The 15,051-nt window shown below is 64.1% G+C and carries 14 protein-coding genes; 3 read left to right on the forward strand and 11 right to left on the reverse strand.

Features of this window, described 5'->3' with window-relative positions; all coding sequences use genetic code 11:
* Positions 1-4 precede the first annotated feature (4 nt).
* A complete protein-coding gene (locus G6N78_RS11250; RefSeq protein WP_234905782.1) occupies positions 5-1,699 on the forward strand; it encodes a methyl-accepting chemotaxis protein in 1,695 nt (564 codons plus the stop codon).
* A 10-nt stretch (positions 1,700-1,709) separates the two neighbouring features.
* On the opposite strand, the gene G6N78_RS11255 is transcribed toward G6N78_RS11250, so the two are convergent.
* The 3 genes from G6N78_RS11255 to G6N78_RS11265 are packed head-to-tail and all read right to left on the reverse strand — an operon-like array spanning position 1,710 to position 4,144.
* A complete protein-coding gene (locus G6N78_RS11255) occupies positions 1,710-2,543 on the reverse strand; it encodes an anti-sigma factor family protein (RefSeq protein ID WP_165218413.1) in 834 nt (277 codons plus the stop codon).
* The gene (locus tag G6N78_RS11260; protein WP_165218414.1) at positions 2,543-3,133 is read right to left on the reverse strand and encodes a sigma factor-like helix-turn-helix DNA-binding protein; all 591 of its coding nucleotides are present in this window, start codon (positions 3,131-3,133) and stop codon (positions 2,543-2,545) included. The genes G6N78_RS11255 and G6N78_RS11260 overlap by 1 nt, the downstream gene beginning before the upstream one ends.
* Positions 3,134-3,190: 57 nt before the next feature.
* Positions 3,191-4,144, reverse strand: a complete 954-nt coding sequence (locus G6N78_RS11265; protein WP_165221641.1) for a metallophosphoesterase family protein — start codon at positions 4,142-4,144, stop codon at positions 3,191-3,193.
* 40 nt (positions 4,145-4,184) lie between these two features.
* Between G6N78_RS11265 and G6N78_RS11270 the strand changes: the two genes are divergently transcribed.
* Entirely contained in the window at positions 4,185-4,673 is a 489-nt protein-coding gene (locus G6N78_RS11270; protein ID WP_165218416.1) for an NUDIX domain-containing protein, read from the forward strand.
* Positions 4,674-4,694: 21 nt separating this feature from the next.
* Here the strand turns inward: G6N78_RS11270 and G6N78_RS11275 are convergent, their stop codons facing one another.
* Positions 4,695-5,681 (reverse strand): glutathione S-transferase family protein, encoded by a 987-nt coding sequence (locus tag G6N78_RS11275; protein WP_165218418.1) that lies wholly within the window; start codon positions 5,679-5,681, stop codon positions 4,695-4,697.
* 247 nt (positions 5,682-5,928) lie between these two features.
* Between G6N78_RS11275 and G6N78_RS11280 the strand changes: the two genes are divergently transcribed.
* Entirely contained in the window at positions 5,929-6,462 is a 534-nt protein-coding gene (locus G6N78_RS11280) for a GNAT family N-acetyltransferase (RefSeq protein ID WP_165218420.1), read from the forward strand.
* Positions 6,463-6,466: 4 nt separating this feature from the next.
* Here the strand turns inward: G6N78_RS11280 and G6N78_RS11285 are convergent, their stop codons facing one another.
* The 7 genes from G6N78_RS11285 to G6N78_RS11315 form a co-directional block, all read right to left on the reverse strand.
* Positions 6,467-7,192 carry a class I SAM-dependent methyltransferase gene (locus G6N78_RS11285; protein ID WP_165218422.1) on the reverse strand — a complete coding sequence of 242 codons (726 nt, stop codon included), beginning with the start codon at positions 7,190-7,192 and terminating at the stop codon, positions 6,467-6,469.
* Positions 7,189-7,626 (reverse strand): GNAT family N-acetyltransferase, encoded by a 438-nt coding sequence (locus G6N78_RS11290; protein ID WP_165218424.1) that lies wholly within the window; start codon positions 7,624-7,626, stop codon positions 7,189-7,191. The genes G6N78_RS11285 and G6N78_RS11290 overlap by 4 nt, the downstream gene beginning before the upstream one ends.
* A gap of 83 nt (positions 7,627-7,709) precedes the next feature.
* Positions 7,710-8,021 (reverse strand): helix-turn-helix domain-containing transcriptional regulator, encoded by a 312-nt coding sequence (locus tag G6N78_RS11295; protein WP_165218425.1) that lies wholly within the window; start codon positions 8,019-8,021, stop codon positions 7,710-7,712.
* A gap of 44 nt (positions 8,022-8,065) precedes the next feature.
* A complete protein-coding gene (locus G6N78_RS11300) occupies positions 8,066-10,132 on the reverse strand; it encodes a hypothetical protein (RefSeq protein ID WP_165218427.1) in 2,067 nt (688 codons plus the stop codon).
* Positions 10,133-10,142: 10 nt separating this feature from the next.
* Entirely contained in the window at positions 10,143-12,953 is a 2,811-nt protein-coding gene (locus G6N78_RS11305; RefSeq protein WP_165218428.1) for a DUF4159 domain-containing protein, read from the reverse strand.
* Positions 12,950-13,870: a DUF58 domain-containing protein gene (locus G6N78_RS11310; RefSeq protein WP_165218430.1), complete on the reverse strand. Its 921-nt coding sequence runs from the start codon at positions 13,868-13,870 to the stop codon at positions 12,950-12,952. Before G6N78_RS11310 ends, G6N78_RS11305 begins: the two co-directional genes overlap by 4 nt.
* A 46-nt stretch (positions 13,871-13,916) precedes the next feature.
* Positions 13,917-14,930, reverse strand: a complete 1,014-nt coding sequence (locus G6N78_RS11315; protein ID WP_165218432.1) for an AAA family ATPase — start codon at positions 14,928-14,930, stop codon at positions 13,917-13,919.
* Positions 14,931-15,051 lie beyond the last annotated feature (121 nt).

The raw sequence follows: 15,051 nt of genomic DNA on the forward strand, positions 1-15,051 counted from the left end.
TATGATGTCGTGGCGTAGTCTGTTTAATGCCTCGAAACTTGCGGATGATCTGGATGCCATTTCCGCCTCACAGGCGATGATCTGGTTCAAGCCCGACGGCACCGTGCTCAGTGCAAATGAGAATTTTTGCAAGACCCTGGGCTACCAACTGTCCGAGATTCTCGGCAAGCATCATCGCATCTTCTGTGAAGATGCCATCCGCAATTCTCCGGATTACGTTTCCTTCTGGAATGACCTCGCGAAAGAGAATTTCAAGAGCGGACAATTTCGCCGCCAGTCCAAAACATCGCAGGACGTCTGGATCGAAGCGACCTACAACCCGGTCTTCCACGGGAACAAGGTTGTCCGCATCCTGAAGCTCGCAAGCGACATTACGAAAACAAAAATCCAGGCGCTGGACGATAACAACCGTCTTCGCGCGATCGATCAATCGCAAGCCATCATCGAGTTCGAACCCGATGGTCGCGTGTTCAAAGTCAACGACAATTTCCTCTCGGCCATGGGCTATCAGGAAAATGAGGTCTTGGGGCAACATCACAGCATGTTCTGTGATCCGGTCTATCGCAACAGCAGTGACTACCAGCGGTTCTGGGAAAGGTTGAGGGCCGGCGAATATATTGCCGACAACTTCATGCGTGTCGGCAAAGGCGGACGCAAGGTCTGGATTCAGGCGGCCTATACGCCGGTCTTTTCCTCCCGCGGCGTGGTCTACAAAGTCGTCAAGGTTGCCACCGACATTACCGCTCGGATGGTTGCCGTCGAAACCATCGGCAAGGCGATCGGGCGTCTGGCGAGTGGCGACCTGACGGTCGAGATCACGGACAAGATCGACATGGCCCTTGAGCAGACGCGTCTGGACTTCAACAATGCGGCTCGGTCCCTGGAATCGACGGTGGGGTCCATCCAGCATTCGGCCGAAGTGCTTGCCGCCAATGCCGAGGTCATTCGCTCCGTGTCCGATAACATTGCGCGCAATACCGAACAGCAGGCCGCCTCTGTCGAGGAAACGGCGGCGGCCATCGATCACATCACCACCACGGTGCGCGACTCGAGCAGTCGGGCGGCGGAAGCGAGCCAACTGGTTGCCGCAACCCGGACCTCGGCTGAAGTGTCAGGCCAGATCGTCGATGATGCGACCAACGCGATGGGCAAAATCGAAGAGTCATCCAAGGAAATCGAGAACATCATTTCCGTGATTGATGAGATCGCCTTCCAGACCAATCTGCTGGCCCTGAATGCGGGAGTGGAAGCGGCTCGGGCGGGCGAGGCGGGCAAGGGCTTTGCGGTGGTTGCGCAGGAAGTGCGGGAACTGGCCCAACGCTCCGCCAAAGCTGCAAAAGAAATCAAGGCGCTCATTGCCGCGTCTGCGGGCTCGGTGGATCACGGCGTGAAGCTTGTGGCACAGACCGGCGATGCCCTGCGGGATATTGTCCAGAAGGTGCTCGAAGTGGATGGCAATGTGCAAGCCATCTCCGCGGCGGCGCGGGACCAGACTATCGGCATCAACGAGATCAACGCTTCGATCGGCACCCTCGACAAGGGGGCGCAGACCAATGCCGCCACCGTGGAAGAGGCCAATGCCGCCGCGCAAACCCTCGCCGAAGAAGCCTCGCATCTCTACGACATGATTGCGCGCTTCAAGGTCGCGCGCAAAGCACCGGTCGAGCAAAGGATCACACGAAAGGCGAACGCCGCCTGAGGCAGGACGTTCAGATGATCCGCGCCACCTTGGCGGCGAGCGTATCGAGGAAGGCGTCGGAGGAGGGGCCAGTCAACACATAGCTCGCCTGCAGTCCCTGCCAGGTCACGAGGCCGATGTCGTCGCGGATCACTTCCCGCATCTCGGTGTCGCTCGGCGCCATGCTCTTGGCAAACGAGATCGCGATGACCTCCGACTCGCTGTTGCGGTACACGAGCTGTCCGACCGGACGGCCGCCCGCGGAATAAAGGCGGGCGCCGATAAATTCCAGCCCATCCTCCGTCAGGTCCGGTATCCGGAAGGAGACGCCCGTGGTCGCCATCAGCCACTCGACGATATGAGCGGATTCATTGGCTGGCAGCTCGACAAGATGGCGCGACTGGCGGGAAAACAGCCGGTAATGCGAGGTCACGTCATCGAGCCAGGCCTTGCCCGGATCGCCGGCGAGATCGGCAAAGGTGGTCATGCTGGGACGGGCGCCGAACATGTAACCGGCACCGGCGCCCAGTCCAAACATCAGCAAGGACGAGGCGACCACCGTTGCCAGCGTCGGCTTTATTCTCACCTTGACCTTGTCAAGCGGCGTCTCGGGCAGCTGCACAACGCGGCGCGGCTCCGATGCCGTCTTGATCGAGCGCACGAGATCAAGCGAGACCGGTTCCTTCAGCATGGCCTCGAACTGTTGGCGTCCCAGATCGTTGGCGTAGCGAAGCGCATCCATCTTGGCCCGTGTCGCAGGATCATTGTCCAGCAGCGCATCCAGCGCGGCACTTTCCGTCTCGGAAAGCTGGCCGTCCAGCTGTGCGGAAAACTGCGATTCGGGGTTTTTGCGATTGTCAGCCATCAGGCCCTTCGCTCTTCGGTGTTGGATGCCAGCGCAGACAGCGCACAACGGGCGGTGAACATGGATTTGGCGATGTGGTCTTCCGTGCTTCCCATGACGGACGCGGCCTCCCGATAGGTGAGGCCCTCGACCGCGCAAAGAAGGAAAACGGCGGCAGAATCGTTCGGAAGCGTGTCGATTATGAGGCGGTGCGTCGGCTGGGTTCGCGGTGTGCGGCCCCTGGCGGATGTCTGCTCGTCGCCCGCCTTGCGCCTCTGCGCATCCTTGCGCGCGATGAGCCGCAGCCCTGTAAACAGGCGGATCTCCAGACGGATATCCCCGCGCCACGACGACGATTTGAGCACCGCCTCCTCGCAGGCGAAGGTCACCAGCCCGTCAACCCGATTTTCATCCCGGCAGAGCGCCAGCGCAAAACGCCGCAGCCTCGGCAAAATGGCGACGAGGTCGCGGCGGATGTCCGGTCGTGCGGGCGCAGGTTCCATATGCTCGTCTGTCTTTTCTCGCTGGCTGTTCACGTCGTCTGGGAAAGTCGGACCACAGATAAGCATATCGGGCTTTCGCCAAGCTAGCGGAATATCGTTGTTCAGCAAGAGGACGGCGCGAAAGGCGCACTTGGCCGCCGAAACGGGACAAACGCTCGTGTATGATTAGAGATCGAGCGCCAGCGGCGGCGGTTGTGGCACAGCATCGCCGCTGCCCAACAGAATGCGCCGCTGCTGGTGTTCGATGGCATCCGCCGTTTCGGTGAGGCCGTAGCGGTCGCAGGCGAGATTCCAGGCGCCGGGCTTCCCCGACAGGGTGAAGAAATTGTAGGCGGCGCGCGGTTTGTGTCCGCCGGGCCCTTGCGAGGCCGATGCGATGCCGACGACCGGCACGTCACCGTGATGGGTCTTCAGCGTGTAGACGGTGTTCAGATGCGTGTGCCCGTGCAGCACGAGTTCGGCGCCACCGACAGACAGGGCCGCGGCAAAACGCCGGATGCCGATCATGCGTTTATGCGAGGGCGCCGCGCCGCGGATTGGCGGATGGTGGATGAGCACGACGCGGAAGAGACCGTCCGCCTTGGCCCGCTTCAGAAGATTGGCCGTTTCGCGCGCCTGGCGGGCGCTGAAATAACCGCCGGCAGAAAACGGCAGCGTTGCATTGGAGGTCGAACAGCCGATGATCGCGATCGGGCCGCGCTGGCGGTAGGTCGGGAAAACGTGTTCCTCGTCCGGCCAGTCTTCCGGAGACTCGTCGCCGGCGATGAAGGGATACCACGCGCGGACGGACCGATCGTGCGCGCCCGGCACATAGGCATCGTGATTGCCCGGCACGACGGTCGTTTCCAGGGGCTTGCCGATGCTGTCCAGCCACTCGCCGGCCAGCCTGATCTCGATCGGCGTGGCGAGATTGACGAGATCGCCGGTGACCATCAGATGTTCGGGCCCGCGCAGGCGCATGTCGCTCAACAGCAGATCCAGCGTGTTGACCAGCAAATGCTTGCGTCGGTTCCGGTGCCAGTTGATAAAGCCGGTGATCCGTTTCGATGCCAGTTCACGCAATGTGAGGCGCGGCAGCGGTCCTAGGTGAATATCGGAAATATGCGCGAACGTGAACATGGCGCAGACATAGAGCCAAGAGGCCAAGGGGGCAAGACGCATGGCCAATCAAGGCATTCCCGAAATCAGCGGCATCAGGACGCGCATCACCGTTTTTCTGCTGCATCGTCTGTTTGCGTTGACGCGCGGCATGACGATGGGCGTGCGGGCCGCCTGCTTTGATGAAGCGGGCCGCATCTTCCTGGTGCGCCATACCTACGTGCCCGGCTGGTACATGCCGGGCGGTGGCGTGGAGCGGGGCGAGACGGTAAGCGCCGCGCTGGCAAAGGAGTTGCGGGAGGAGGGCAATCTCGACATCGTCGGGGAGCCGGAACTCTACCATGTCTACCAGAACGCCAAAGCGAGCCGCCGGGATCACGTCGTCTTCTACAAGGTGACCGTGCGGCAGGTGGCGCCCCGCTCGCCCGACCGGGAAATTGCAGAGAGCGGCTTCTTCGCGCTCGATGCCCTGCCGCCGGACGTGACGGCGGCGACGCTTGCCCGCATTCGGGAAATCTCCGGACAGCAGCCGAAGGCGGACCACTGGTAGGCCGCCTTCGGTGAACGCCTGTCAGCCGAGCGCTTCGCGCCCGTGCGGGGACTGAAGATCAAGTGCCGGGCCGAGCGGCACGACCCCGGTCGGATTGATCGTCTTGTGGCTCCGGTAATAATGCTCCTTGATGTGGCGCATGTTCACCGTCTCAGCGACGCCGGAAACCTGATAAAGATCACGCAGATAGGCCGACAGGTTACGGTAATCCGCGATGCGGCGGATGTTGCACTTGAAGTGGCCGACATAGACCGGATCGAAGCGGACGAGCGTTGTGAACAGCCGCCAGTCCGCCTCCGTCAGCCGGTTGCCGACGAGATAACGCTGCGTTGCCAATCGTTCATCGAGCGTGTCCAGGGTTTCGAACAACCGCGTGACGTTTTCCGCATAGGCCTCCTGGGTCGTGGCAAAACCCGCCTTGTAGACACCGTTGTTGACGCTGTCGTAGACCAGTGCATTTACCTCGTCGATCTCGGCCAGGAGGTCCGCCGGGCAGAAGTCGTCGGTCGAACCGGTGAGACCATCGAAGGCGGAATTGAACATCCGGATGATCTCCGCCGATTCATTCGAGACGATCGTGGTCTTCTGCTTGTCCCAGAGGACGGGGACGGTCACCCGACCGCTGTAGTGCGGATCGGCATTGACATAAACCTGCCAGAGGGTCTTTGCGCCAAAGAGCGGGTCATCCGTGGCGTCGGCATCATCGTCCGGGCGAAATTCCCAGCCCTGTTCCAGCATCAGCGGATGCACGACGGAGACCGAGATCAAATTCTCGAGCTTCTTCAGCTTGCGGAAGATCAGCGTGCGGTGCGCCCAGGGACAGGCCAGCGACACGTAAAGGTGATAGCGTCCGGCCTCCGCCTTGAAGCCGCCATCGCCGGTCGGGCCCGGTGCGCCATCGGCCGTCACCCAGTTGCGGAAGCTCGAATCAGCGCGTTTGAAATGGCCGCCTGTCGATCGCGTGTCGTACCAGACGTCCTGCCAGACGCCATCTACCAACCTGCCCATGCGTTCTTCCTTCCTGTTCCTATTCGTCGGGCGAATGTGGCAGCAGGCATCGAAAATTTCGACCCCTGCGCCGGTAGACAGTGTGTTTTTCGTGGACGACCGGAAAAAATCTTGTTATTGCGCTCGGTCAATTGGAGACATTCATGACTGAAGCCCGGACCCTTCGACGACGCTGATTGAGCCTGACGGTGCGAAAACGCGCCGTGCCGAACCGTTGTCCTGTCCGCTTATCTGGTTTCAGCTATCCATGCACGCTCACGAACTCGTCTACCTCACCGAGGACGCGTCGCACGACGCCATCATCGAGATCATCAATGCCGAGGCCTTTGGCCCTGGCCGATTCACCAAATCATCGGCGCGGATCCGCGAGCAGGGACCGCACGACCGGTCGCTCTCCTTCGTCTGTGCCGATCGGGGCGAAACGATCGCCTCGGTCAGGATGACGCCTGTCCGGGCGGGCGACGTGTATGGCCATCTTCTCGGACCGCTTGCCGTGCGGCCCTCGCACAAGAACATGGGGATTGGCCGTGAACTGGTGCGCATCGCCATCGAGGCGGCGCGGCGGAAGGGTTCGGAAGCGGTGATCCTGGTGGGTGATCCGCCCTATTACATGCCGCTCGGTTTCGAGAAGGTCCGCTACGGCGCGCTCACCTTCCCGGGCCCGGTCGATCCCGGCCGTGTCCTGGTGGTGCCGTTGGTGGGGGATGTTCACACCCGGCTGAAGGGCGTGATCGCCTGGGACGGCTGGCAGCCACAGGCACTGGCCGCCGCCGCCGAGTAAGGCCTCACGGCTTCGTCCATTCCATCAGATGCGCATAGGGCACGCGGTTGTAGGCCTCGCGTGCCGGCGGCGGACCGCCGATCGCCGGCGGTTCCTCGAACCGCACCAGTTGAAGCCCTGCCGCCAGAAGCAGCGTCATGTAGCGGCTCATCGGGCGGTGATGGTTGAGAATACGGATGCCGCGCCAGGCCTGCCAGTCCGCATGGTCCTCCAGATAGCGATCGACCCGCACGAACTGTTTGCGACCGGCGCCATCCTTGACCCAGGCGGTGCCGCCGCAGGCCGTGATGAAAGAGTTGAGGTTGGCAATCAGCAGCGTTCCCTTCGGGCGCAGCACGCGGGCCATTTCCGAGATCGCCTGCGGCAGATCAGGGATGTCGATCAGAGACAGGTAGCTCACCACGAGATCAAAGCTCTCGTCGGGAAAGGGCAGGGCTTCCGCGTCCGCCTTGAGATAGGTGCCTTGCGGATCCCTTGTCCGGGCCGCCGCCAGCAGCGGTTCCGTCGGGTCGATGCCGGTGACGGACGCAATCCCGTACCGGGTCCGCATCCGCCGGCAGAAGCGTCCTTCGCCGCAGCCGACATCCAGCGCCCGGTCGAACCGGCGTCCGGCCATCAGCGTGTCGATTGCCGGATCGAGCACGAATTCGCGGCTGAAATCGCCCTCGCTTCCCTGACTTTCGATCCAGGCCGGCGCCGATTGCGACCAGCCGTTTTCCTCGTCGTTCATGCCGCGCTTCCCTCGTCAAATCGTTTGCTGAGCCAGGAGATCCTCATATCGCCCGTCAGCGGGCCGTGCTGCCCGATGAGCCGATAGCCGCAGCGTTGATAGGTCTTCAGCGCCTCCGGGTTCATCGTATCGAGATAGGCGCCAATGCAGCCGCGGCGTTTGGCCTCCTCTTCCGCCATGGCGAGAAGTCGGGACGCAAGCCCCTGTCCGCGTGCCGCTTCGGGGATGAACAGAAGCCGGACATAAAGCCAGCCGCGCGCGGTATAGCCGACCAGCCCGCCCTCGACCGCGCCCTCTGCATTGCGCAGCGGAATGTTGAGGTCGCGCTTGTCGCTCTTGCCGAAGGTCGCGATGTTATAGGCAATCAGCGGCACCTCGATCGCCTTTTCGTCCTCCGAGGTGATCGCGTCCGTGACCGTCAGGTCATAAGCCATGAGAGTGCCTCAGCCTCCGTGAAGATCGGAAGCGCGGTGTAGCAGACCAAGAGGCGGGCGAAAACCCGGTGTTCGATGGGGTGTCAGGTTTGGGAGGCCGTCTCTTCCAGCGGACGAACCGAAAGCCGCAGCCCCATGCTGCGCAGAAGAGCGCTCAGGCTGCGCAACTCCGGATTACCGCCCTCCGAAAGGGTTCGGTACAATTGGGTGGGGTTCAGTTCGGCAGACCGAGCCACCGCCGGAACCCCGCCGAATGCCTTCGTCATCTGCCGAAGCGTCACCAGCAATTCGCCCTGATCGCCCTCGGCCAGGATGGCATCCAGCGTTGCCGCGGCAAGATCCGGGCTCTCCCGGAAGAAATCCGCCATGGCGTCGTCATGGCTGCGGTCCTTCATGATCCTCGTCTCCAAACCGTCCGTCCGCCCAGGCATCATAAACCTCACCGCCCCTCGCGCCACCACATGGCGGAGATGGCCATCAGCAGCACGGCAAGGCCGGCGAAACCGGCAAACAGCGGGGTCGTGTCGATGCCGCGCAGCACGGTCTCGTCCGTCATGCGGATCACCATGCGGTTCGGGTCGCTGATGCGCACTTCGCCGCGCACCGGCAGGATGTCCGGCAATTGCACGCTGTCACCATCCTCGACGCGGGTCACAAGGCCGCGGGTCTTCTGGGCATAGGGGGCGAGCGTATCGGTGGTCGAGATCATCGCCTTGAATTCCGGCGCATCCACCGTGCCGATGTGAACGAGCGTGGAAAACTCGCCGTTCGAGACTTCGAACAGGCCGGTCTCCTCCATCCGCTTTTCGATGCGGTAAAGGCCGGGGCCGGCGGCGGTGAATGCAACGGTCTCCGTGCGGCCGGAGGGATAGCGGATCGTCGCCGGGCCAGGATCGTCGCCGATCGTCTGGCGGGTCGCCTCCAGCGTGCGGCCAACGGCGCGTGCGGTGAGCGCCTCTTCTTCCAGCTCCGGCTCCTTCATCAGCCAGTGGGCGATGCGGCGATAGAGCGCCACATGCGGGCCGCCGCCTTCGAAACCGCGGGCCCAGAGCCAGCCCTGGTCGGAAAGAAGCATGGCGACGCGACCTTCGCCCGCCCGGTTCAGCACCAGGAGGGGGCGGTCGCCGTCGCCCTGCATCACGGTTTCGCCTTCCGGCTGGGTCACGTCGATCGTGCGGAACCAGCGGCCCCAGGCGGGCGGTTCGCTGCCGGAGCCATCAAGGCCGCGGGTCACCGGATGTTTCTTGCCGAGCTCGGAGAGACGCGGGAAAAAGCCCGCTTGATGAATGTCCCCAGTGGGAGCGGCCGGCAGAACGGTGGCGAGCGGCGTCGAGGCGATCGAATCCTGACCGGCATGTTCGGGGCCGGCGGCGATGAGAAGCGCGCCTCCGTTTTCCACGTACTGGGCGATGTAGTCGTAATAGAGGATCGGCAGCACGCCGCGGTGCTGGTAGCGGTCGAAGATGATCAGGTCGAAATCGTTGATCTTTTCGACGAAGAGCTCACGCGTCGGAAAGGCGATCAGCGACAGTTCGTTGATCGGCGTGCCGTCCTGCTTTTCCGGTGGGCGCAGAATGGTGAAATGCACCAGATCCACCGAGGCATCGGATTTCAGCAGGTTACGCCAGGCGCGTTCGCCGGCATGCGGTTCGCCGGAGACGAGCAGCACGCGGAGATTCTGGCGGATGCCGTCGATCACATGGACGGCGCGGTTGTTGGCGGTCGTCACTTCGCCCGGCAGTTCGGCGACGGAAAACTCCATCACATTGCTGCCGCCGCGCGGCACGGTAAAGCTGAACGGGATCGGTGCGCCGGGTGTCGCCGGCAGATTGGCAATGATTTCGCCATTCATGCGCACCGTCACGGGGGCAGAACCACCCTGGGCGCGTCCGTCATCGAAAACCCGGAGCGTCATCTGCTGTTCTTCGCCGACGATGCCGAAGCGCGGCGCGCGCACCACTTCGACGCGGCGGTCGAACTCGTTGGCGCGGCCGGTGATCAGCCCGTGGATCGGCGCGTTGAAAGGCAGCGCCTGATCGACACCCGGCAGATCGTGGATCTGGCCATCGGTCAGGAAGACTGCGCCGCCGACACGACCGGGCGGCACATCCGCGGTGGCGGTGGAGAGCGACGAGAACAGGCGGGTGGAGGGCGTGTCGGAATTTTCGTCATCCCGCACCTCGACGATGCGGGGCTCGATGCGGGGGAAGCGCGAAAATCGGTCCTGCAGCTGCGCCAGCGCCTCGTTCGTCTGGGCGACCCGCTCCGGCGTATCCTGGCTCTGCGAGCGGTCGACAATGACCGGAACGATGGTGGAGAGCTGTTCGCGGTCCTCCTGGGTCAGCGTCGGGTTGGTGAGGGCCAGGAGCAGCGCCGCGAGCGCGAGTGCGCGCAAGACACTGCCGCGCAGGCCCCGCCACAGGGAGAGGACGACGAGGATGGCCGCGAATGCGGCCAGAACGGCCAGAACGGGCAGGGGCAGAAAGGGCGCAAACTGAATGTCCATCGTCGCGCTCCTATTGTCCCAGCCGCTCGAGCAAAGCCGGCACATGCACCTGGTCGGCCTTGTAGTTGCCGGTCAGCATATACATCATGATGTTGACGCCGGCGCGGTAGGCATATTCGCGCTGCATCTCGTCCGGCGGAACCGTGGGCAGAACCGCGCGGCCCGTGTCGTCGATCGCCCAGGCGCCGGCAAAATCATTGCCGGTGATGAGCAGCGGCGTCACGCCGTCGCCGGTTGAGGACAGCTGGCTGCCGGAATTGCGCGCGTCCTGGCGCGCCTCCACCCAGAGCGGGCTGCCGGAATAGCGGCCGGGGAAGGACGAGAGCAGATAGAAGGTGCGGGTCAGCACATGGTTTTCCGGCGTCGGCTCCAGCGGCGGAATGTCGATATTGGCAAGGATTTCCTGCAGCCGCTGGCCATTGGCATTCGGTGCCCCACCGGCATCCAGCGAACTCAGCTGGTCACGCGTATCGAACAGCACCGTGCCGCCATTGCGCATATAGGCATCGATGCGGGAAATCGCCGCCTGGGTCGGCATCGGCGCGGTGGCCGAAATCGGCCAGTAGATGATCGGGTAGAAGGACAGCTCGTCCTTGGTGATGTCGAGACCGACCGGGGCGCCGGGCTCCAGCGTCGTGCGGTAGGTGAGGAACTGGCTGAGGCCTTCCAGGCCCTGTTCGGACAGCGTGTCGACATCCGCCTCGCCGGTGACGACGTAAGCCAGGTGCGTGGTGTCCAGCCGCTCGAGCGCCTGTTCGTCGCCCGGTTTCAGATCCTGGGCCCGGCCTTCGGTCGGGGCGAATGCGAAGGGGAGGAGGGCGAGCATCAGCATGGCCGCGGTGGACCGAGCCGCACGCGGAGTTCTGGCAAAGGCGCCGTTCATGAACAACACAATCAGGCTATCGAGGAGAAGCATCAACAGCGCCGCGGTGAAAAGAGCGGGCCTGAGAGAGATCGCCTCGCGTCCGATCAACGCCTCGCGCGTCACGGTCATGCCGGTGCCGTTGAGGGCAATCGGGTTGAGCTCCGTATCCGCCGGCAGCAGGTTGACGGCGGTGAAGCCATCTTCGGAACCGTAGAGACCGGGTGGATGGTCAAGGCTTGCGACCGGCACCTGGCCGGCGGTGAGGGTGATGGGTTTCGCCGCGGCAGTATCCGCCGTCAGCACGCCGGTGGCGTTCAGCAGGCGATAGGGCGGCAGCGCGGCTGCGGCTTCTGCCGACTGCCCGGTCGATTGTGCCCCGCCGGCACGCGAGAGCTGGACGATCCGGCGCAGCATTTCAACGAAGGTGCCCGACAGCGGCAGATCCGACCAGGTCGCCTCGGCGCTGACATGGAAGAGCACGATTCGGCCCGCATCGATCTGCTGAGTCGTCACCAAAGGCGTGCCGTCGGCCAGGCTTGCCCAGGTGCGCTCAGCCAGATCCGGCGTCGGTTCGGCCAGCACCTGGCGTTTGACTGTCACATCCGTTGCGCGCGGCATGCCGGCGAACGGGCCGAAAGTCGGGAAATCAGCCAGCGGCTGCGGTTCAGCCCAGGAGAGCGCGCCGCCAAGCGCGCGCTCGCCGCGGCGCAGGATGACCGGCACCAGCGGATCGTCGGTCGGGGCGGCAGCGAGGCGCGGGCCGGCAAACCGGATCAGCATGCCGCCCCGGGCGATCCAGCGCTGCAGCGGCTCATAGGTTTCCGCCGGCAGGCGACCGATGTCGGCCATGATGATGGCAGACGGGTTCTGCTGCAGGATGTCCGGGATCGAGGCGGCGAGATCGGCGCCTTTCGGTTCGATGAGGTCCGCATAGGGCTGCAGTGCGCGGCTGATGTAATAGAGCGGCAGCAGAAGCGGCTGCATATCATTGCCGCCATCGCCGGCAATCAGCGCCACACGGCGGCGCTTGAAGCCGTCATCCAACAGATGCACGGCGCCGGCGCTTGCGGCATTGTCGATCGACAGCCGTGCGAAATCGTTGCGCAGTTCGAAGGGAGCGGAAATCTCCGCGGTCGCCGTGGCGGCGCCGGGCGCGAAGGAGAGGGCGCCGGTGGCGAGCGAGCGCCCCTGCTGGTCGAGCGCGTTGACGGTGTAGGTGGCAGACGCCTCCCGAGTCAGCCGGGCCGCCGTAACGCTCATTGCGCCGGCATTGTTGGTGGCGCTTGTCAGCGCGACGGCCTGCCCGCCATCGCCCTCGATGAGGCGCATGTCGGCAGGCGAGAGGCTTTCAAGAGCGGACATCATGTCGGGATCCTGTGGCGTCGCCACACCATCCGACAGCAATGCGACGGTACCGGGGCGGGTGCCGTTAAAGGCTTCGGTGAGCGCCGCGGCGGCCCGTTCGCGATCCGGCACCAGCGGCTTCGGCCGTGCCGCCATCAGCTTTTCGCGGGCGGCAGCGGCACTGCCTGGCACCGCGTCGTGGTTCGCATCGGCGGTGAAGACGATCGCGACCGGCAGGTCGGCATTTTCCGCATCGCCGATCAGCATGTCGGCGGTCTCCACACGCCGCTCCCAGTCGCGCGCCGTCGACCAGCTGTTGTCCACGACCAGCGCCAGCGGCCCGACGGTCGACAGCGACCCGGTGCGCGGGTTCATCACAGGATCGGCGATCGCAAAGATGAGCGCGGCGGCCATCAGCATGCGCAGCAGCGTCAGCCACCACGGGCTTTTCGCCGGCGTTTCCTGGCGTTTCAGCACCGAGGCCAGGATGGCGAGCGGCGGGAAGACTTCTGCTTTCGGACGCGGCGGGGTGAGCCGCAGCAGCCACCAGATGGCCGGCAGCGTCACGAGAGCGATCAGGATGAGGGGGCTGGCAAAGGCAAGGGCACTCATGGGCGTGCTCCCGACAGCACCGGCGGATTGCCCGAAAGATAGCCGTGAATAGCGGCCAGTGCCTCGGAGGCGAGGTGGTCCGTGCGGTGGAAGACGAAGTTCCAGCCCATATGGCGCAGCGACTGGCCAAGGCTTTCGCGCCGCGCCAGATAGGCTCGTTGATAATCGTCCTTCAGCGTTTCGGCGCGGCCGGAGACCAGCTTTTCGCCGGTTTCCGGATCGGTGAACTCGGTGCGACCGCTATAGGGAAAAATCTCTTCGGCGGGGTCCGCCACTTCCACCACATGGCCGCGCAGGTTGCGCCGGGCAAGCGGCGTGATCTTCTCCATGATCCGGTCGGCATCGTCCAGGAAATCGCCGATCAGGACGATATCGCTCGCCCCACGGATCATGCCGGTATCCGGCATACCTTGCGTCGGCGGGGCGTGCATGATGGCGGTTGCCAGCCGTTCGGCGGCATTGCGTGCCGCGACCGGCTCCATGACGCCGGGGCAGCCGATGCGCTCTCCGGAGCGGGCCAGGATTTCCGCCAGCGCCAGCATCAGCACCAGCGCGCGGCTTTCCTTGGATACTGTCCCATAGGTTGATTTGTACATCATGGAGGCGGACATGTCGGCCCAGAGCCAGACGGTGTGCGCCGCTTCCCATTCCCGGTCGCGCACATAGGTATGGTCGTCGCGGGCGGAGCGACGCCAATCGATGCGCGACAGGCTCTCGCCTTCGGAATAGGGGCGGAACTGCCAGAAGTTTTCGCCGATGCCGCGCTTGCGCCGGCCGTGCCAGCCGGCGATCACGGTGTTGGCGATGCGGCGCGCCTCGACCATGCAGTCCGGCACCAGGATGGCGCGCTGCCGGGCGCGTGCCAGCACCTCGCTGCCGGGGGTCTGCGGAACGATCTGGCCGATGGATGATGCCACGCCTGCTCCTTCGAATTCGTCTATGAGTGTGTTGCGGACCGCGGCGTCAGCCGCGGGCCTGCTTCACCAGTCCCTGGATCACGTCGCGCACGCTCATGCCTTCGGCGCGCGCCGCAAAGGCGAGCGCCATGCGGTGTTCGAGAACGGGTTCTGCGAGTGCGTGCACGTCATCGATCGACGGCGCGAGCCGGCCTTCGTACAGCGCGCGGGCGCGGGCGCAGAGCATCAGTGCCTGGCCGGCGCGCGGGCCGGGGCCCCAGGCCACGTGCCGGTCGGTCAGCGTATTGCCCTGGCCGGGACGGGCCGAGCGGACGAGCGATAGGATGGCATCGACCACGCTGTCGCTCACCGGCATCTGGCGGATCAGGCTCTGGATCTCCTGCAGCCGCGGCGCATTGATCACGCCACGGGGCTTCGCTTCGGAAATGCCGGTCGTTTCAAGCAGGATCTGCCGTTCGGCGGCGAGATCGGGGTAAAGCACATCCACCTGCAGCAGGAAGCGGTCGAGCTGGGCTTCCGGCAGCGGATAGGTGCCTTCCTGCTCCAGCGGGTTCTGGGTGGCCAACACATGGAAGGGGGCAGGCAGATCATAGCGCTGTCCGGCCACCGTGATGTGGTACTCCTGCATGGACTGCAAGAGCGCCGACTGGGTGCGGGGCGAGGCGCGGTTGATTTCATCGGCCATCAAAAGCTGCGCGAAGACCGGCCCCTTGACGAAGCGGAAGGAGCGCCGACCGGTTTCGTCCTGGTCCATTACTTCCGTGCCGAGGATATCGGAGGGCATCAGGTCGGGCGTGAACTGGATGCGGTTGGCATCGAGCCCCAGCACCGCGCCGAGCGTCGTGACCAGCTTGGTCTTGGCAAGACCCGGCACGCCGACAAGCAGCGCGTGGCCGCCGGAGAGGACCGCGATCAGGGTGTTTTCCACCACCTGTTCCTGGCCGAAGATGACCTTGCCCACTTCGGCGCGGATGGCGGCGATATCGGCAAGCGCCTGTTCGGCCGCGGCAATGATCGCCTTCTCGTCGAGCGGAGTTTCGGTGGAAGTCATGACGCCCATGTCGGTCTCCATCAGGCTTTCTCACCGGCATCCTGCCGGGGAAACGCGAATCGCTGCGGTTGCACGATCTCATCGTGCTCTTGAACTTATTCCCACGCCAGCCGCTGACAAGAACGATCGA

Origin of the sequence: Allorhizobium pseudoryzae (assembly GCF_011046245.1) — a bacterium.
GTDB lineage: Bacteria > Pseudomonadota > Alphaproteobacteria > Rhizobiales > Rhizobiaceae > Neorhizobium > Neorhizobium pseudoryzae.

What these genes read in the sequence shown, in the direction of transcription:
- G6N78_RS11250 (WP_234905782.1), top strand. Translation starts at nt 5, where the DNA reads ATGTCGTGGCGTAGTCTGTTTAATGCCTCGAAACTTGCGGATGATCTG.
- G6N78_RS11255 (WP_165218413.1), bottom strand. Translation starts at nt 2,543, where the DNA reads ATGGCTGACAATCGCAAAAACCCCGAATCGCAGTTTTCCGCACAGCTG.
- G6N78_RS11265 (WP_165221641.1), bottom strand. Translation starts at nt 4,144, where the DNA reads ATGTTCACGTTCGCGCATATTTCCGATATTCACCTAGGACCGCTGCCG.
- G6N78_RS11270 (WP_165218416.1), top strand. Translation starts at nt 4,185, where the DNA reads ATGGCCAATCAAGGCATTCCCGAAATCAGCGGCATCAGGACGCGCATC.
- G6N78_RS11275 (WP_165218418.1), bottom strand. Translation starts at nt 5,681, where the DNA reads ATGGGCAGGTTGGTAGATGGCGTCTGGCAGGACGTCTGGTACGACACG.
- G6N78_RS11280 (WP_165218420.1), top strand. Translation starts at nt 5,929, where the DNA reads ATGCACGCTCACGAACTCGTCTACCTCACCGAGGACGCGTCGCACGAC.
- G6N78_RS11285 (WP_165218422.1), bottom strand. Translation starts at nt 7,192, where the DNA reads ATGAACGACGAGGAAAACGGCTGGTCGCAATCGGCGCCGGCCTGGATC.
- G6N78_RS11290 (WP_165218424.1), bottom strand. Translation starts at nt 7,626, where the DNA reads ATGGCTTATGACCTGACGGTCACGGACGCGATCACCTCGGAGGACGAA.
- G6N78_RS11295 (WP_165218425.1), bottom strand. Translation starts at nt 8,021, where the DNA reads ATGAAGGACCGCAGCCATGACGACGCCATGGCGGATTTCTTCCGGGAG.
- G6N78_RS11300 (WP_165218427.1), bottom strand. Translation starts at nt 10,132, where the DNA reads ATGGACATTCAGTTTGCGCCCTTTCTGCCCCTGCCCGTTCTGGCCGTT.
- G6N78_RS11305 (WP_165218428.1), bottom strand. Translation starts at nt 12,953, where the DNA reads ATGAGTGCCCTTGCCTTTGCCAGCCCCCTCATCCTGATCGCTCTCGTG.
- G6N78_RS11315 (WP_165218432.1), bottom strand. Translation starts at nt 14,930, where the DNA reads ATGGGCGTCATGACTTCCACCGAAACTCCGCTCGACGAGAAGGCGATC.